Below are 14118 nucleotides of genomic sequence, written 5' to 3'. Positions count from 1 at the left end.
GAATCATGAGCTGGCAGCAACGTATTGAAGCCGCGTTGGTACAGCGTCAGCATGATGATGCTTATCGCGTGCGGCTGGCTAATCAAGGCGGTAGCGGACGCTGGCTGATGCAGGGCGATCGCTGCTATCTGAATTTTTCCAGTAACGATTATCTGGGGTTGAGTCATCATCCCGAGATTGTGCGTGCCTGGCAGTTGGGCGCAGAGCAATACGGTATTGGCAGCGGCGGTTCCGGGCATGTGACGGGGTATACCGATGCGCATGCCGCGCTGGAAAACCAACTGGCCGACTGGCTGGGTTACCCGCGTGCGCTGCTGTTTATTTCCGGCTATGCCGCGAATCAGGCCGTGGTGGCCGCGTTGGCACAGGCGGAAGACCGGATTTTTGCCGATAAACTCAGCCATGCTTCATTGCTGGAGGCGGCCGCACAGTCACCGGCGACGCTGCGGCGCTTTAAACACAATCAGGCTGATAGCCTGCAAGCGCTGCTGGAGAAACCTACGGATGGTCAGACGCTGGTGGTGACCGAAGGCGTGTTTAGCATGGATGGCGACACCGCACCGCTGTCAGCATTGCAGACCCAATGCCGGGTGCACCATGCCTGGCTGATGGTGGATGACGCGCACGGCATTGGCGTGCTGGGTGATGAAGGACGTGGAAGTTGCTGGCAGCAAGGTGTTAAACCAGAGCTGCTGATCGTCACGTTCGGCAAAGCATTTGGCGTCAGCGGTGCGGCGGTGCTGTGTGCAGAGCCATTGGCCGAGTATTTCCTGCAATTTGCCCGTCATTTGATTTACAGCACGTCGATGCCAGCGGCACAGGCCTGTGCGCTGAACGCGGCAGTCAATTGCGTTCGGCAGGGTGATGCGCGGCGTGATGCGCTACAGCGTAATATCGCGCAGTTTCGTGCGGGTTTTTCCAACTCGTCATACCAACTGATGGATTCACAGAGTGCGATTCAACCGCTGATTGTCGGTGAGAATGCGCGGGCGCTGGCATTGATGAGCCACCTGCGTGAACAGGGCGTGTGGGTTAGCGCGATGCGGCCGCCGACGGTGCCGCCTGGCAGTGCGCGTCTGCGGATTACGCTGACGGCGGAACATCAGCCGGAAGATATCAGCCGCTTGCTTACGGTGTTGCACCATGCTGACAGAAAACTATAACAAACAGGCGATTGCGCTGGCGTTTGGGCGCGCGGCGGGGGGCTATGACCAATTTGCCGAACTGCAACGTACTAGCGGAGAACGTTTGTTGGCGCTGATGCCTGCGCATAGTGGTTTACAGGTGTTGGATGCGGGCTGTGGGACAGGACACTTCAGTCGTTACTGGCGTCAGGCTGGTAAAAATGTGACTGCGCTGGATTTGTCGGCGGCGATGCTCGCACAGGCGCGCGAGCGGCACGCTGCTGACCGTTATCAGGAAGGGGATATCGAAAACCTGCCGCTGGCGGATCGCTGTGTGGATATCAGTTACAGCAATCTGGCTGTGCAGTGGTGTAACTCGTTACCGCGTGCGCTGGCCGAGCTGTACCGAGTGACGCGGCCGGGAGGCATTATTGCGTTTGCCACGCTGGCAGACGGCTCCTTAAGCGAACTGTCGCAGGCGTGGCAGCGGCTGGACGGTACGCAGCGGACGAATCGCTTTCTGTCGCTCTCCGCTATCGAAGCAGCCTGTCAGCCTTATCGCCATTATGTGGTTCAAGAACGTGAGGTCTGCTTTTTCCCAGACGTATTGGCGTTGATGAAATCGCTGAAGGGGATTGGTGCGACCTGGTTGCACGACGGGCGTGCGCCGGGGCTATTGAGCCGTGCGCGTCTGACGGCGCTGTCTGCCCATTATCCGCAAGAACAGGGCGGCTACCCGCTCAGCTATCAACTGGTTTATGGAGTGATTTATCGTGATTGAGCGCTGGTTTGTGACGGGCACGGATACCGAAGTCGGGAAAACGGTCGCCAGTACAGCGCTACTTCAGGCTGCGAATCAGGCCGGATACCGCACCGCAGGCTATAAACCCGTGGCGTCCGGCTGTGAAATGACGGCTGATGGCGTTCGCAACAGCGACGCGCTGGCGCTTCAGGCCAATAGCCGTATCCATCTTGATTACCCGATGGTGAACCCGCTGGCGTTTATGGAACCGACGTCACCGCATATTATCAGTGCGGTGGAGCAGCGGCCGATTCATCTTTCGGCGTTGTCGGCAGGGTTACGTGCATTAGAAGCTCAGGCTGATTGGGTACTGGTCGAAGGCGCGGGCGGGTGGTTTACGCCGCTGTCGGAACAGGATACGTTTGCCGACTGGGTGGGGCAGGAACAGCTTCCTGTGATTTTGGTCGTTGGTATCAAATTGGGCTGCATTAACCATGCGATGCTTACTGCCCATGCTATTCAACATGCAGGTTTGCACCTTGGTGGCTGGATCGCTAACGACATCATGCCGCCAGGAAAATGGCATCAGCCGTATCTACAAACGTTGCAACAGCGCTTGCCTGCACCGATGCTGGGTGAAATTCCTTATTTATCGGTTCTCCATCAACATGATCTGGGGCAGTATATTGATATTGAATTATTAGATAGGTAGACCGTTATACTTCAAGCTGTTTGCGCGTTGGCTGCCCTTAAATACTCGCTTCGCCCTTCCATATTATCGTAGTACATTATACGATAATCCCTTTTGGGATGGGCGCTTAGCACGGCTTATTGTTAATGGATTTGACTAATAAATTAAAGGCGTTAATTTTGGTGAGTTTGGCATTATAATGTGCTGCTTTAATGCTCGATAGATAATGTATCCTTGACATAATAACTAAATCTCCGACTCCTTCATATCCATCATTCAGTAATCGGCTAATAACATTAGCAGTGAGTAACAAAATTGACTCATAGTTTGGGGATAGTGAGGAAAGTATGTAGTTATCGATGATATTTATTGGGATTGATCTTAATTCACGATTATAGTGAATGACGATATTCCCATTGATGTACATGTTTTCGATGGAATGCGCTATTCTTTTTATCTCCTTATCGGAAATATTACGCTTCCTTAATGTGTCCAGTTGAAGGTAAATATCTTTATAATATAAATCCGTGCTTTGATAGGCAGGTTCGCGTGGTAAGTCGTTAATGTCTAATATGGAAATTTTGTTTTCTATGTTATTTTGTTTGGCAAAATAGCATATTTCATATGCTAACAATTTCTGTTGCGATGAGTTAGTGTTGAAAATAATTACCAGATTCTCGTTGTTGCAATGAACATCCGAAATATTGCACAAGGCATTGGCTAATTTTTTTCTTTCAGCTAACAAACTTATGTAAGGAATGATATTTATTCCATTGAATTGGCTATCGGGGGTGGCATAGGTAAAACAATAGTTAATATAGTGTATGTTGTTTTTTTGTACGTATTGATATAGTGAAACATATAAAAGGTAATCTAATATGAGATATTTAGCTGTTGTCATCTGACCACAATCCGTTAAAATTCATTCAAGGTGTTTTATACTAAAATTAGCTGACATGATCAAATACATGCCGGTGGCCAATATTTATTAACATCGCAAAAACGTAAGCAGTCGGCACATTGACTCGTTCCGTATACCCGACCTGGAACGTGCCCTTCCCCCTGCATACAGTTAACGTATCTATCTATACAATATGGGCTAGCTGCCACTTGTTTTATATTTTCACTGGCCGACTTCCCATTCATTAAAAGGTTATGAATGGCATTGTTTTTTGCTGAAGGGGATTTTATCTCATCGAGGATAGTGTAATGAGTTCGGTCATTAGCATAGGAAATAGATTGCATTGCAATACTGAGAAGAAATGATGTAATAATTATTTTAATACAATGGCGCATATGTAATTTCTCCTTTGTTTATTTAATTTATCGATATGTGGATTTTCTTATATCCCCCAAATAATTCGAGTTGCAGGAAGGCGGCAAGAGAGGGAGTCCCGATGAGCTTACTCAGGTAAGTGATTCGGGTGAGTGAACGCAGCCAACGCACCTGCGGCTTGAAGTATTACGGGTATATCCCTGTGTATTCTCAAGTTGTATGTGTGTTATCGGTATTCACTCACCAGAATCACTTATCTGAATGAATTCGAGTGCTGACCTCCTGCCACTTGAATCATTTATAATATAGATAAAATAATTGTAAAATTAAGTAAAATACAATATTTTCATATGGTTATTTAATTATAAGATAACAGAGGGTGGGCTTTTCTAAACATTTTTTGAAAGATGAACATTGTGATCTCTAAAAAATACTTCTGATTGAAAAATAAAATGGGTGTCTTTACGTGAGGGGCGTGAAGTTGTTTTGGTATGATGAAGAGGGCTTTACCCGCCTGCTCGTGGTGAGGTGGAGAAAAAGGCGGGTGGGGCAAGAACCATGTTGAGGTGCCTCAGCTCTTTTAGAAGTAGCAACAGATGCTATGGTTCCTGGTGTGGTTGACTTAATGAGTGTTAAACCTGATTTTTTTGATTATTAATAGTTAAAACCTTCTTGTGTTTTTCTCTGAACCCCTGGTGTGCCTGAATTATTGCGATTGCGTCTTTTTCTTTTTTTAGTCTTTTTCTGTCTAATACTTATGCGATAAATCACAGAAAGAGTGTGAAGAAAATCCATATCAGAAGGGAGCGCGAATGAAGCGGGTGTTTCTCTAACTCAGGGCTGATACGGGGTTGTGGGAGTTATCCACCATTTCTGTGGATAACTATGTGTATTATGGATAGACAACGCGTCCTAAGCGAGAGCTGGCGCGGGTTCTCGCTGGGTTGACGCTATTCTCCACGGTTTTGTTAATCTATTTATTATCATATGGTTAAGTAAAATCAAGCGTCTTGAACATCAACGGCGTGTAGTTGCATAAATTAACGTCACTGGTCATCCTGGTATGTTACATCTTTACCTAATCTGGGGATAAATCATGATGATTTTATCTGGTAGATTAAAGATGAATGTGCTAGCAAATTAATTTGTCGATTAATCATCCAATCCAGCGATAATTTTCTTGATGCTGTTTTTATATCCAGTATCATGGCGGTGGCAAATTTCATCATTGGCATTCAGAATAAAGCATCGTGCGCCACATGTAGTGAGAGTGTCGCTGCACTCCTGACGACATCATTGCCGTGCCAGAGATCGTCAGTCTGTGTCTTTTACCTGCCTTTGTGCATCCAACCCACGAACATCGTATTTAGCGATGAGCAATAACGATAAGTAGCGTGCTTAACGATGAGTAAAGTATTTACACTGAATTCCGACTTTAAACCGGCAGGCGATCAGCCCGAAGCCATTCGTCGTTTAAAGGAGGGCCTGGAAGACGGCCTGGCGCACCAAACACTGCTCGGGGTAACGGGTTCAGGTAAGACGTTCACAATAGCCAATGTGATTGCCGACCTCAATCGACCGACGATGATGCTGGCGCCGAATAAAACGCTGGCAGCGCAGCTGTACGGCGAAATGAAAGAATTCTTCCCTGATAATGCCGTCGAGTATTTCGTTTCTTACTATGACTACTATCAGCCAGAGGCCTACGTCCCAAGCTCAGACACCTTTATTGAGAAAGATGCGTCGGTTAACGAACATATCGAACAGATGCGCCTTTCCGCGACAAAAGCGCTGCTGGAACGGCGTGATGTGATCGTCGTAGCTTCGGTCTCCGCGATCTATGGCCTGGGCGATCCTGACTTATATCTGAAAATGATGCTGCATTTGACGCAGGGGATGTTGATCGACCAGCGCGCTATTTTGCGGCGTCTGGCAGAATTACAATATGCCCGCAACGATCAGGCATTTCAGCGTGGGACGTTTCGCGTACGTGGTGAAGTGATCGATATCTTCCCTGCGGAGTCTGACGAAATCGCGTTGCGCGTTGAATTGTTCGATGAAGAGGTGGAACGACTGTCGCTGTTTGACCCGCTGACAGGGCATGTCCTCCAAACGGTGCCGCGCTATACCATCTACCCCAAAACGCACTATGTAACGCCGCGTGAGCGTATTTTGCAGGCGATGGAAGACATCAAAGTTGAGCTTGCCGATCGCAGAAAGGTGCTACTGGCGAATGATAAGCTGGTGGAAGAGCAGCGACTGAGCCAGCGCACGCAGTTTGATCTGGAGATGATGAACGAACTGGGATACTGCTCCGGTATCGAAAACTACTCACGCTATCTTTCAGGTCGTGGCCCCGGTGAGCCGCCACCGACGCTGTTTGACTACCTTCCTGCGGATGGGCTGCTGGTTATTGATGAATCCCACGTTACCGTACCGCAGATAGGCGGTATGTATCGCGGTGACCGTGCGCGTAAAGAGACGTTGGTTGAATACGGCTTCCGGCTGCCTTCGGCGCTGGATAACCGACCGATGAAGTTTGAAGAATTTGAAGCGCTGGCACCGCAGACGATCTATGTGTCTGCGACGCCGGGTAACTATGAACTGGAAAAATCGGGCGGTGAAGTGATCGATCAGGTGGTGCGCCCCACAGGATTGCTCGATCCGCTCATCGAGGTTCGGCCTGTCGCAACACAGGTGGACGACCTGCTTTCCGAGATTCGCCTGCGTGCGGCGATTAACGAACGCGTGCTGGTGACGACGCTGACCAAGCGAATGGCGGAAGATCTGACGGAATATCTGGAAGAACACGGCGAGCGCGTGCGTTATCTGCATTCGGATATTGATACTGTCGAACGTGTGGAAATCATCCGTGATTTGCGCCTGGGCGAGTTTGACGTGCTGGTTGGTATCAACCTGTTGCGTGAAGGGCTAGATATGCCAGAAGTGTCGCTGGTGGCGATTCTGGATGCTGATAAGGAGGGCTTCCTGCGCTCCGAACGCTCCCTAATCCAGACGATTGGCCGTGCGGCGCGTAATCTGCGCGGCAAGGCTATTCTTTACGGTGACAGAATTACCGCGTCAATGGCGAAAGCGATTGGCGAAACAGAGCGGCGTCGTGAGAAGCAGGAAGCGTACAACACAGAGCACGGGATTGTACCGCAGGGAATTAATAAGAAAATTTCCGATATTCTGCAACTGGGCCAGTCGGCGAGTAAAGGCAAAGGACGAGGCAATCGTAAAGCCGCGGAACCCGCAGCGCGTTATGAACTCATGACGCCGAAGGCGCTGGAGCTGAAAATTCGCGAGCTGGAAAGCAAGATGTTGACGCACGCGCAGAATCTTGAATTTGAAGAGGCTGCCGCCCTGCGCGATGAAGTGCAGGCACTGCGCGCACAATTTATCGCTGTATCCTAACGATGCAAGCGCTCACTAAGGAGCAATGATGGATCAGACTATACCGGGTGTTGAGGTGCTGTTTGTGGCAGGTTTTGGGCCGATCGTGAAATCACTATCTGCCAGCCATGCACTCTATGTCGATACGCTGAAGTTACCGCTGAAACCGGTAGCGGAAGGAAGTGACTATCTGGTGAGTGATGTGCTGGGTGGCGTGAAGCATTTTGCCCTGTGGCCGCTGTCACAGGCCAGTGAATCCTGTTTCGGACAGGGAAATTGGCCTGCAAATGTTCCTGAACCGCAAAGCTGGCTGGAATTTGAAGTAGCGGATATGGCGGAAGCGACAGCGGCGTTGAAAGTGCAGGGCTATGCGCTGCTGGTCGATAACCGTCTTGAACCTTGGGGACAGCAGGTTACTCGCTTTCTGAGCCCCGAGGGAATGCTGATTGGCGTGACTTATACGCCGTGGCTGCGGGATTGAAGGGAGCCACGATTGAGGCTCTCTTTTTGATGCGATACCTCATTGTCAGGGGGATCGTGAGAAAATACGGCGATCGCTAACGTCATCTGGGAACGGCTGACTCCTGAAGCAAGACGAGGTTTTAAGGGATGATTGATAGGGAATTAATCAGAAATAACGCCAAAACATTTCTTATTGTTGTTGCGGCGCTGTCTGGCTGGACGATATACAACTATCAGCAAAAAATGCAGTTTGAGGATTATCGCAATGAGCAGCTTAATCAAATTCGTGAAAGGGAACTCGCGTTGGTGAAGCAAACCTCGGTTGTGGATGTTCGTGAACAGCAGTTAGCAATGCGCGAAGAGGCACTTAATAGCCAGATTCGACAACTAGCTGAGCGTGAAGGGCTGCTTGAGCAACGTGAGAAAGCAGTCTTACTTTCGGCCAATTCGCTGGCTCCAGAGCTGAGAATCAACAAGGTGCGTGATGAACTTTCCGCGCTCATGAGTAAATTTTCTGATTTAGGCGTAAACCTTGCTCATCTTCCACCGTGCAATGACGCCGATATGTTGAAACGCTATTTTCAGGCTGAGGCAATTCTGCATGAGATTGGCAGCCGTGCTCAGGCTGCCAAAATATACGAGGAATATCGCCCGTTCATCAGTATGAATACTCCAACGTGGGTGAACATGGAACGCTGTGAAAGCCCCAAAATCCTGAAGTAGTCAGCCTATCCCAGTCTTTGCAGCACGACATCTATGGCTTGACGCAGCAGTTCGCGGTCGTGATGGTGTGGCACATCATCTGCGGCCAGTGCCTGCTGTATAACCAGACGGTCATGAATCTGGCTGACATCGACTTTCGGACCGACGATGACGGCATCCACCACCGGTTTTCCCACTTTGTGTTCGATCCAGGACAATTTCTGCGCCAGCGTCAAGCGGGCTGCTGGGTTGCTTTGTTCACTACCTAGGTTGCCAATGTACACCATAGGCGCAGGTGTGCGGCGGAGCGCTTGTGTCAGATCCTCCAACAACAGTAGCGGCATGAGGCTGGTCAGGAAACTGCCGGGGCCGATCAAAATGAGATCGGCTTGTGCGATGGCGTCAATGGCCTCGCGCGTTGCCGGTACGGTCGGGTAGAGTTGCAAATCTTGCGGTAAGGCTGACAACTGATCGATCTCAACTTCGCCATAAACAGGGTTGCCCTGTTCATCAATCGCCATTAAGTCGACAGGATGCTCGGACATCGGAATTAAAAAAGCATCTACCTTGAGCAGATTGCGAATCAGGTTGATAGCTTCTAGCGGACGCACGCTCAGGTGGTCGAGCGCTTTTAGCATCAGATTACCCAGATTGTGTCCGGCCAGTTCACCGTTACCGTTAAACCGGTATTCAAACATGGCGGATGCCACGCTGGGCGTCGTAATCAGTTGATTCAGACAGTTGCGGGTATCGCCCCAGGCAATGCCGCCTTCAGAGCGACGGATGCGGCCGGTAGAACCGCCGTTATCTGTCGTCGTGACAATGCCGGTTAGCCGTGAACCAAGGGAAGAGAGCGAAGACATCACACGACCTAAACCGTGCCCGCCTCCGAGTGCGACAACCCTGTCGAGGTCGGCCAACGTGCGATTGCGCATAGAAAACCTTATGAATGAGCCAGAGGAATATGAATAACGCGTATACCCGTCATACTTCAAGTTGCATGTGCGTTGGCTGCGCTACTCGGCCCACTCGCGTGTGCCTCGCCCTGGCGGGCCAACGCTCTACGTTGTTCAAACGTTAACGTGTGTCCTGAAACTCGAATTATTTACGGTATAAGAATTGTCGCTAAGGTAGCTGATTTCACCTTAAAACGCGAAAAATCCTCACTCAGGCATGACCTAAGACAATTTCTGTCGTGTATTTTTCCGTATGCTGTGCAACATAAGATATTGAAAATACGTTATATATTTATTTATATACCGATTTTGAGAGTGGTTAGCTGTGCTTTTTCGCAGTAGACTGCTCAATGAAATCACGGTTCTTTGTCGGTTATTCCGCTGCGGCTTAACGGATAAACGATGAGAATCAAACTCCTAGCCTTGGTGCCTAAGTGATGCGCGTAGTGCGCGTGATACGGTGCTTTGGCCGTGGCCTTCGCGGTCACCAGGGTGCGAGGTAGAAATGCCTGCATCTCCCGTATTTGGAAAGGTGTTTATGGTGAGTCAACTGACTGATGCGTTTGCGCGCAAGTTTTACTATTTGCGTCTGTCTATCACAGACGTCTGCAATTTTCGCTGTACCTACTGTCTGCCGGGTGGTTATCAGGCCAATGGCACGAATCCACATCGTTTTTTGTCACTCGATGAGATTCGTCGCGTCAGCCGCGCCTTTGCCGAATTAGGGACGGAAAAAGTCCGCCTCACCGGTGGTGAACCGTCTCTGCGTCGCGATTTCGTCGATATCATTGCGGCGATCCGTGAAAACCCCGCGATTCGTACGCTGGCGGTAACCACCAACGGTTATCGTTTGGCTCGTGACGTTGCTCAATGGCGTGATGCCGGGCTAACGGCGCTGAACGTGAGCGTCGACAGCCTTGATGCACGCCAGTTTCATGCGATTACCGGGCAGGATAAATTCCGCCAGGTGATGGACGGTATTGATGCGGCCTTTGACTGTGGCTTTGCCAAGGTAAAGGTCAATACCGTGTTGATGCGCGATGTGAACGCGGGCAGCCTGCAAACTTTTCTCGACTGGATTAAACACCGTCCGATTCAACTCCGCTTTATTGAACTGATGGAAACCGGTGAAGGGGGGGATCTCTTTCGTCGCCATCACGTTTCCGGTGAGGTGATCCGCCAGCAACTACTGCAACAAGGCTGGCAACAACAACAACGCGCACGCAGCGACGGTCCAGCCCAGGTATTCTGTCATCCTGATTATCAGGGTGAAATCGGGCTGATCATGCCGTATGAGAAAGATTTCTGCCTGAGCTGCAACCGCCTGCGCGTCTCCGCCGTGGGTAATCTGCATCTATGCCTCTTTGGCGAACAGGGCATTCCGCTGCGCGATTTGCTGGCTGACGATCGTCATCTTGATGATTTGAAAATGCGCATCTCGGGCGGGTTGTCGACGAAGAAGCAGACCCACTTCCTGCATGAAGGCAATAGTGGCATGACGCAAAATCTGTCATTTATCGGCGGTTAATCCGCGACATCACTGATTCTTAAAGGAACCTGACATGAGCAAAGTCAGCAGCGAATTCGTTTCTCTCAATCTTGCGGTACTGACCGTCTCTGAACGTCGTACGACAGAAGACGATACCTCCGGCGACTATCTGCGCGAAGCGGCACAGTCTACAGGGCACCGCATTGTCGCCAGCGCCATCGTGAAAGAGAACCTGTACCAGATTCGAGCACAGATCTCGGCGTGGATTGCCAGCGATGAGGTGCAGGGCATTCTGATTAATGGCGGGACGGGCTTTACGGCGGGGGATGTGGTGCCAGAAGCTATTAGCGTCTTGTTCGATCGGGAAATTGAAGGTTTCGGCGAACTGTTTCGCATGGTGTCGTATGAAGATATTGGTACGGCAACACTGCAATCCCGTGCGCTTGCCGGTCTGGCTAACCAGACGGTGATTTTTGCGATGCCGGGTTCGACACGCGCCTGTCGCACAGCATGGGAACGCATCATTCAGGAACAGCTGGATGCGCGCCAGAAGCCGTGTAATTTCTACCCACACGTGAAAAAATTCTCTTAACGGTAAGCCTTATTCACTATGCCATCATCTAAGCCACAATTGACCCACATTAACGCCGCTGGTGAAGCCGCAATGGTGGATGTTTCCGCCAAAGTTGAAACCGTGCGCGAAGCGCGTGCGGAAGCCTTCGTTGAAATGGCACCGCAGACGCTGGCAATGATTATTGCCGGCAGCCACCATAAAGGGGATGTGTTCGCTACCGCACGCATCGCCGGAATTCAGGCTGCAAAACGCACATGGGAACTGATTCCGCTCTGCCACCCGCTGCTGTTGAGCAAAGTTGCTGTCGAGCTGGAGGCGCAGCCGGAACACAACCGGGTTCGCATCGAATCTGTATGTCGCCTGACGGGGAAAACCGGCGTGGAGATGGAAGCGCTGACGGCTGCCTCTGTTGCCGCATTGACCATCTATGACATGTGCAAGGCCGTACAGAAGGATATGGTGATTGGTCCGGTGCGCCTGCTGGCGAAAAGTGGCGGCAAATCTGGCGACTTTACGGCGGAGGGAGCATGATTACGATTCTGTTTTTTGCACAAGTTCGTGAACTGATCGAGACAGACAGCCTGTCGCTGCCCGCTGAGTATGCCACCGTAGACGACGTGCGACAGGCGTTATGCCAACGCGGCGCGCGCTGGGCGCTGGCGCTGGAATCCGGCAAGCTACTGGCTGCGGTGAATCAATCACTGGTTGAACTGTCGCACCCACTACAGGATGGCGATGAAGTGGCGTTTTTCCCACCGGTAACGGGAGGTTGATCGTGGCAGAAACACGCATTCAGGTCGGTGAAGAGAACTTCAACGTAGGTGATGAATATCAGTGGCTGGCGCAGTGTGATGAAGACGGCGCGGTGGTGACGTTTACCGGTAAGGTGCGTAATCACAATCTGGCAAAAAATGTTAGTGCGTTGACGCTGGAACATTATCCCGGCATGACGGAAAAGGCGCTGGCGGAGATTGTCGAGCTGGCACGCGAACGTTGGGAACTGCCGCGTGTGAGCGTGATCCATCGGGTAGGTGCACTCTATCCGGGCGATGAAATTGTATTTGTCGGCGTCAGCGCCGCCCACCGCAGCGCGGCGTTCGATGCTGCCCAGTTCATCATGGATTATCTGAAAACGCGCGCGCCGTTCTGGAAGCGGGAAGCGACGCCGGAAGGTGAACACTGGGTGGAATCACGCGACAGTGATAAACAGGCTGCGCAGCGCTGGTAGTCCATTTCTGTGTTAGGATAAAAGGATGGTGGGGAGAGAATATGTAGTCTCGATCCCCCAATCAGGCGGTTCGCGCCGCGTTAATCAGATAACTTTATGCAAAGGTAACATCATGGACAGATATCCACGCTCGGGTTCAATCGTTGAACGCTCGCAGTCTGGTCTCCAGGCCTATATGGCACAGGTTTATGGCTGGATGGGCTGTGGCCTGCTGTTGACGGCGTTCGTCTCCTGGTACGCGGCGAATACGCCAGCGGTATTTGATTTTGTTTTTTCCAGTCAAATCACTTTCTTCGGGTTGATCATTGCTCAACTGGGGCTGGTGTTTGTGATTTCTGGCATGGTGCAGCGTCTGAGCGGCACGGTTGCTACCTCGCTGTTCATGCTTTATTCCGCGCTGACAGGGCTGACGCTCTCCAGTATTTTTGCCGTTTATTCTACGGAGTCCATCGCCAGTACGTTTGTGATTACGGCGGGGATGTTCGGGGCGATGAGCCTGTACGGCTACACCACCAAGCGTGATTTGAGCGGTTTTGGCAGCATGTTGTTCATGGCGCTGATCGGGATTATTCTGGCTTCGCTGGTGAACCTGTGGCTAAAAAGCGAAGCGCTGATGTGGGCCGTAACCTATATTGGTGTGGTGGTGTTTGTCGGCCTGACGGCGTATGACACCCAGAAGCTGAAAAATATCGGCGAGCAGCTGTCTGTTGATGATAAAGACAGTTTCCGCAAATACTCCATCGTCGGCGCATTGACCTTGTACCTCGATTTCATCAACCTGTTCCTGATGCTGCTACGTATTTTCGGTAACCGTCGTTAACCTGTCGCTATTACATAATTACATACCCGAAATAGACGGTCACCCTCTGCTTCGGGTATGTTGCTGGAACACGTGTTGTGTCTAGCCGCAACGTTTGTATTGAGCTATTTTATGCTTGCCCATTTTTTCTCCAGCGTGTCTATTTCCATCACACCTTGTTGGCTGCTTCCATCTAAAAAGAAAATAGTGGGTGTTCCGCTAATATTCATCTTCTTGCCTAGTGCGTAAACAATTTTGTTGGGATCTTTGCAGTCAGGCGTGGCGGTTTCTGGATGTTTACCATTTATCATCCAATCCTCAAAAGCAATATCGGGATGCTTTGCGCATAAGATATTTCTGGAGAGTGTCCACGAGCTATCGCTTAGTATGTTATACATAAATGTATATATTGTTACATTGTCAATATCTTTTATTTTCTTTCTTAAAAGTTTGCAGTATCCACAGTTGGGATCTTCAAAAATAAAGATTTTTCTTGAACCATCACCTTTAGTTTTTTTTATTGCTAGATCTAATGGAAGTGTCTCGATCTCGGCTTTGCTGGCCTCTAATAATTTTTCATTTGTGTAATTTAAAAGGGTTTTTGCATTAATGATATGGCCGGCTATATAATAATTAACATCTATATCGGTGTAGATGATGTTTTTCCCAAGTTTTACTT

Annotated in this window: 15 protein-coding genes and 1 riboswitch; of the genes, 12 read left to right on the top strand and 3 right to left on the bottom strand. The window is 50.2% G+C overall.

What is annotated here, in order from left to right; all coding sequences use genetic code 11:
- The first annotated feature begins 5 nt into the window (after positions 1-5).
- The 3 genes from bioF to bioD are packed head-to-tail and all read left to right on the top strand — an operon-like array spanning position 6 to position 2578.
- Positions 6-1163: an 8-amino-7-oxononanoate synthase gene (gene bioF, locus EDI29_RS19515; protein WP_137742201.1), complete on the top strand. Its 1158-nt coding sequence runs from the start codon at positions 6-8 to the stop codon at positions 1161-1163.
- Positions 1144-1905 (top strand): malonyl-ACP O-methyltransferase BioC, encoded by a 762-nt coding sequence (bioC, locus tag EDI29_RS19510; RefSeq protein ID WP_137742200.1) that lies wholly within the window; start codon positions 1144-1146, stop codon positions 1903-1905. Before bioF ends, bioC begins: the two co-directional genes overlap by 20 nt.
- Positions 1898-2578, top strand: coding sequence for a dethiobiotin synthase (gene bioD / locus EDI29_RS19505; protein ID WP_137742199.1), 681 nt, complete (start codon positions 1898-1900; stop codon positions 2576-2578). Before bioC ends, bioD begins: the two co-directional genes overlap by 8 nt.
- A gap of 106 nt (positions 2579-2684) precedes the next feature.
- On the opposite strand, the gene EDI29_RS19500 is transcribed toward bioD, so the two are convergent.
- Entirely contained in the window at positions 2685-3458 is a 774-nt protein-coding gene (locus EDI29_RS19500) for a hypothetical protein (protein ID WP_137742198.1), read from the bottom strand.
- 1779 nt (positions 3459-5237) lie between these two features.
- Here EDI29_RS19500 and uvrB point away from each other — a divergent pair.
- The 3 genes from uvrB (at position 5238) to EDI29_RS19485 (ending at position 8414) form a co-directional block, all read left to right on the top strand.
- Positions 5238-7250 (top strand): excinuclease ABC subunit UvrB, encoded by a 2013-nt coding sequence (gene uvrB, locus EDI29_RS19495; protein WP_137742197.1) that lies wholly within the window; start codon positions 5238-5240, stop codon positions 7248-7250.
- Between the two features lie 28 nt (positions 7251-7278).
- Positions 7279-7710 carry a VOC family protein gene (locus EDI29_RS19490; protein WP_137742233.1) on the top strand — a complete coding sequence of 144 codons (432 nt, stop codon included), beginning with the start codon at positions 7279-7281 and terminating at the stop codon, positions 7708-7710.
- 128 nt (positions 7711-7838) lie between these two features.
- The gene (locus EDI29_RS19485; RefSeq protein ID WP_137742196.1) at positions 7839-8414 is read left to right on the top strand and encodes a hypothetical protein; all 576 of its coding nucleotides are present in this window, start codon (positions 7839-7841) and stop codon (positions 8412-8414) included.
- A 5-nt stretch (positions 8415-8419) separates the two neighbouring features.
- Here EDI29_RS19485 and yvcK read toward each other — a convergent pair whose 3' ends face one another.
- The gene (gene yvcK, locus EDI29_RS19480; protein ID WP_137742195.1) at positions 8420-9328 is read right to left on the bottom strand and encodes a uridine diphosphate-N-acetylglucosamine-binding protein YvcK; all 909 of its coding nucleotides are present in this window, start codon (positions 9326-9328) and stop codon (positions 8420-8422) included.
- Between the two features lie 423 nt (positions 9329-9751).
- Positions 9752-9900: riboswitch (molybdenum cofactor riboswitch) on the top strand.
- Between yvcK and moaA the strand changes: the two genes are divergently transcribed.
- The 6 genes from moaA to EDI29_RS19450 all read left to right on the top strand — a co-directional run bounded on the left by moaA (position 9888) and on the right by EDI29_RS19450 (position 13460).
- Positions 9888-10877, top strand: coding sequence for a GTP 3',8-cyclase MoaA (gene moaA / locus EDI29_RS19475; protein WP_167494538.1), 990 nt, complete (start codon positions 9888-9890; stop codon positions 10875-10877). Its footprint overlaps the riboswitch before it by 13 nt.
- Positions 10878-10911: 34 nt before the next feature.
- A complete protein-coding gene (moaB, locus tag EDI29_RS19470; RefSeq protein ID WP_137742194.1) occupies positions 10912-11430 on the top strand; it encodes a molybdenum cofactor biosynthesis protein B in 519 nt (172 codons plus the stop codon).
- Positions 11431-11448: 18 nt separating this feature from the next.
- The gene (gene moaC / locus EDI29_RS19465) at positions 11449-11943 is read left to right on the top strand and encodes a cyclic pyranopterin monophosphate synthase MoaC (protein WP_137742193.1); all 495 of its coding nucleotides are present in this window, start codon (positions 11449-11451) and stop codon (positions 11941-11943) included.
- Positions 11940-12185: a molybdopterin synthase sulfur carrier subunit gene (gene moaD / locus EDI29_RS19460; protein WP_137742192.1), complete on the top strand. Its 246-nt coding sequence runs from the start codon at positions 11940-11942 to the stop codon at positions 12183-12185. The genes moaC and moaD overlap by 4 nt, the downstream gene beginning before the upstream one ends.
- A gap of 2 nt (positions 12186-12187) precedes the next feature.
- Entirely contained in the window at positions 12188-12640 is a 453-nt protein-coding gene (gene moaE, locus EDI29_RS19455) for a molybdopterin synthase catalytic subunit MoaE (protein ID WP_137742191.1), read from the top strand.
- A 112-nt stretch (positions 12641-12752) separates the two neighbouring features.
- Entirely contained in the window at positions 12753-13460 is a 708-nt protein-coding gene (locus EDI29_RS19450) for a Bax inhibitor-1/YccA family protein (RefSeq protein WP_137742190.1), read from the top strand.
- A 104-nt stretch (positions 13461-13564) separates the two neighbouring features.
- Here EDI29_RS19450 and EDI29_RS19445 read toward each other — a convergent pair.
- Positions 13565-14118: DsbC family protein (locus EDI29_RS19445; RefSeq protein WP_137742189.1), on the bottom strand; the 554-nt coding region annotated here is incomplete at its 5' end.

Origin of the sequence: Pectobacterium polonicum, assembly GCF_005497185.1 — a bacterium.
Lineage (GTDB): Bacteria > Pseudomonadota > Gammaproteobacteria > Enterobacterales > Enterobacteriaceae > Pectobacterium > Pectobacterium polonicum.
This window is presented reverse-complemented; position numbering and strand designations above follow the sequence as displayed.

Bases quoted from the DNA above. Each gene is read 5' to 3' on its own strand.
- bioC (WP_137742200.1), top strand. From the start codon at position 1,144: ATGCTGACAGAAAACTATAACAAACAGGCGATTGCGCTGGCGTTTGGG.
- EDI29_RS19485 (WP_137742196.1), top strand. From the start codon at position 7,839: ATGATTGATAGGGAATTAATCAGAAATAACGCCAAAACATTTCTTATT.
- uvrB (WP_137742197.1), top strand. From the start codon at position 5,238: ATGAGTAAAGTATTTACACTGAATTCCGACTTTAAACCGGCAGGCGAT.
- moaC (WP_137742193.1), top strand. From the start codon at position 11,449: ATGCCATCATCTAAGCCACAATTGACCCACATTAACGCCGCTGGTGAA.
- EDI29_RS19500 (WP_137742198.1), bottom strand. From the start codon at position 3,458: ATGACAACAGCTAAATATCTCATATTAGATTACCTTTTATATGTTTCA.
- EDI29_RS19450 (WP_137742190.1), top strand. From the start codon at position 12,753: ATGGACAGATATCCACGCTCGGGTTCAATCGTTGAACGCTCGCAGTCT.
- moaD (WP_137742192.1), top strand. From the start codon at position 11,940: ATGATTACGATTCTGTTTTTTGCACAAGTTCGTGAACTGATCGAGACA.
- bioF (WP_137742201.1), top strand. From the start codon at position 6: ATGAGCTGGCAGCAACGTATTGAAGCCGCGTTGGTACAGCGTCAGCAT.
- moaB (WP_137742194.1), top strand. From the start codon at position 10,912: ATGAGCAAAGTCAGCAGCGAATTCGTTTCTCTCAATCTTGCGGTACTG.
- EDI29_RS19490 (WP_137742233.1), top strand. From the start codon at position 7,279: ATGGATCAGACTATACCGGGTGTTGAGGTGCTGTTTGTGGCAGGTTTT.
- moaA (WP_167494538.1), top strand. From the start codon at position 9,888: ATGGTGAGTCAACTGACTGATGCGTTTGCGCGCAAGTTTTACTATTTG.
- yvcK (WP_137742195.1), bottom strand. From the start codon at position 9,328: ATGCGCAATCGCACGTTGGCCGACCTCGACAGGGTTGTCGCACTCGGA.